The 2,911-nt window shown below is 80.6% G+C and carries 2 protein-coding genes; both read left to right on the top strand.

From position 1 onward, the window contains the following. Window positions 1-1,930 (top strand): DUF6541 family protein (locus GTQ99_RS21700; RefSeq protein ID WP_166617770.1); only part of this gene is annotated, 1,930 nt, incomplete at its 5' end. A gap of 17 nt (window positions 1,931-1,947) precedes the next feature. Further along, a partial coding sequence (locus GTQ99_RS21695) for a glycosyltransferase (protein WP_205707986.1) occupies window positions 1,948-2,911 on the top strand: 964 nt, incomplete at its 3' end.

Below are 2,911 nucleotides of genomic sequence, written 5' to 3'. Positions count from 1 at the left end.
CTCCGTCGGCGCCGCCACCTGCGCGGCGACGGCCACCGGCCTGGCGGGGCTGCGCTTCGGCGGCTGGGCGGTGGGCGCGGCGCTCGTGCTGCTGCTGGGCGCGGTCGCCGGGCTGCGCCGCCTCGCCGCCCGCCTCGCCGCCCGCCGCGGGGGCGGCGCGCTCGCGCCGCTGGAGGAGCCGCCGCCCGGCCGGGCGGCGGCGGTCGCCACCGCGGTGCTGACCGCCGCCGCGGCCGCCGCGGTCCTCGTGCTGTTCCGCCGCGGCGTGGGCACCCTCGCCACGCCCACCCAGGAGCACGACGCCATCACCCACACCCTCGTCGTCGCGCACGTCCTGCGCAGCGGCGAGGCGGCGCCCTGGCGCGCGCAGGCCCTCGACGTGGTCACCGGCACGCCGGCGCTCTACTACCCCGACGGGCTGCACCAGTGGGCCGCGCTCACCGCCCAGGTGGCCGGGCTCTGGGGCGCGAGCCCGGTGGCGGCGCTGAACGCGACCAGCGTGCTCGCGCTCGCCCTCGTCCAGCCGCTGGGCCTGGTGGCCCTGGCCGCCCGGGCGCTGCCGCGCGGGTGGCTGCCCGCGGGCGCGGTCGCGGCCGTGGCCTCCGCGCTGGCGTACCAGCCGCTGCAGGCCATGCACCATGACTCCGGTGCGCTGGCCAACGCGGCCGCCCTCGCGGTCGCGCCCGGGGCGATCGCCCTCGTGCTGCCCCCGCGCGGCCCGGGCGCCCGCTCCGCCGCCGCCGTGGCGCCGCTCGCGCCGGTCCTGGCGCTCGGCTGCGCGGGCGCGGTGACGGTGCACCCCAGCGCCGCGCTCACCGTGGCGGGCGGGGCGCTGGGCGCGGTGGTCCTCGGCGCGCTGGCCACCCGGCGCACCGCGCTGACGCGGTGGTGGGTGGCGGCCCTGGCGGTGGCCGCCGTCCTCGTCGCCGCCCTCGTGGGCACCGCGCTGCTGCGGGCCGCGCAGTCCGGCGGCGGCTCCAGCGCCCGCTTCGTGCGCGACATCCCGCCGCAGCCGCTGCCCGAGGCCCTGCACCGGGTGCTGACCCTGCCGCTGCAGGGCGGCGTCGACCCCGCCGCCGCGACCGAGCAGTGGTGGCTGGCCGTGCCCGTGCTGCTCGGTGCGCTGCTGGCCGGCCGCGCCGGCGCGGCGGTCGCGCTGACGTGGGCGGTGTGGTCGGCGATCGCGGTGGCCTACCTCGTCGACGCGCACCCGCCGGTGCTCGGCGGCCTGCTGGACCTGGTGTGGGACAGCGCCTGGAACTCCTACTACCGCGTCGTCGCGCACGGCGGCCCGTGGGCGTGGCTGCTGGCCGGGGTGGCGGTGGTGCGCTCGGCCGGGTGGCTCGCGCGGGCGCTGGGCGGGCGCGGTGCACCGGTCGCGGCCGGCGCGCTCGGGCTCGTCCTGCTCGCGGGGGCGGCGGCCGAGTCGGGGCCGACGGAGGTGCGGGCGCTGCGCGAGCGCTACGCCGACCCCGCCTACCAGCGCGTCGACGCCGACGACGAGGCCGCCGCCCGCTACCTGGCGGGGGTCGTGCGCCCGGGGGAGCGGGTGCTCAACTCCGGCAACGACGGCTCCACCTACGCCTACGTCCTGCACGGGGTGCCCGTGATGGCCACCACGGCCGTGCCGACGCCGCCGGTGCCGGACCTGCGCCTGCTGCTGTCCCGCTTCCGCGACCTGGGCACCGACCCTGCCGTGGCCGAGCTGGTGCGCCGCGAGCGGGTGGCGTGGGTCGTGGTCGACGCCGACGCGCCGGTGCTGCCGCTGCGGCCCGACGACGCGCTCTTCTTCGGCGTGCCGCAGTACTCCGTGCCCCCGGGGCTGGTCGACCTGGACGCCGTGGCGGGCCTGGAGCGGGTCTTCACCAGCGGCACCGTGGGCGTCTGGCGCGTCGACGCCGCCGCGGCGGTGCCGGGCGGGCCCGCGTGACCTGGCACCCTGTCCCGGTGCCTGCCTCCACCGCCCCGGCCGCCGACGCCCGCGCGGTGGCCGTCGTCGTCGCGCACGACCGCCGCGAGCTGCTGCTGGAGGGCCTGGCCGCGCTGGCCGCGCAGACCCGGCGCCCCGACGCCGTGGTCGTCGTCGACAACGCCAGCGGCGACGGCTCCGCGGAGGCGGTGCGCCGCTGGGCCGCCGCCCCCGGCGCCCTCGACGTCGACCTCCTCGTCCTGGAGCGCAACACCGGCGGCGCCGGCGGGTTCGCCGCCGGGCTGGCCCGCGCGGTGCACCACCACGGCGCGGACGCGGTCTGGCTCATGGACGACGACACCGTCCCGCGGCCGCAGGCGCTGGCCGCCGCCCTGGAGGCGCGGCGGGCCACCGGCGCGGCGCTGGTGGCCAGCCGGGTGGTGTGGACCGACGGGCGCGAGCACCCCATGAACACCCCGCGGGTGCGCCCGGGCGCCGGTGCGGCCGAGCGGGCCGCCGCGGCCGCCGCCGGCTGCGTGCCGGTGCGCTCGGCGAGCTTCGTGGCGGTGCTGCTGGACGCCGCCGCGGTGCGCGCGGACGGGCTGCCCGAGGCCGGCTACTTCCTGTGGAACGACGACTTCGAGTACACGACGCGGCTGCTGCGCCACCGCCGGGGCGTGGCCTGCCCGGCGAGCGTCGTCGAGCACCGCACGCGCGTCTTCGGCTCCACCGACGCCGACCCCGGCGAGCGCTTCGTGCTGGAGGTGCGCAACAAGCTGTGGACCTTCACCCGCAGCCGCTCGCTGGGCCCGCGCGACACGCTGCTCTACGGCGGGGCGACGCTGCGGCGCTGGGCGCGCACCCTGGCGCGCTCCGCGCAGCGGCCGGTGCTGCTGCGCGGGCTCGCGGCCGGGCTGCGCCAGGGCCTCGCGGCGCCGCCGGCCACCGCCGCCGTGCTCGCCGGCCTGGGGGAGGTGTCCGCCGACGTGCTGGCGGTGGAGT

This window comes from Kineococcus vitellinus (genome assembly GCF_009906315.1).
In the GTDB taxonomy this organism is placed as follows: Bacteria; Actinomycetota; Actinomycetes; order Actinomycetales; family Kineococcaceae; genus Kineococcus; species Kineococcus vitellinus.
Note: the sequence above shows the minus strand (reverse complement) of the source record. Positions and strands in the feature narration are given on the sequence as shown.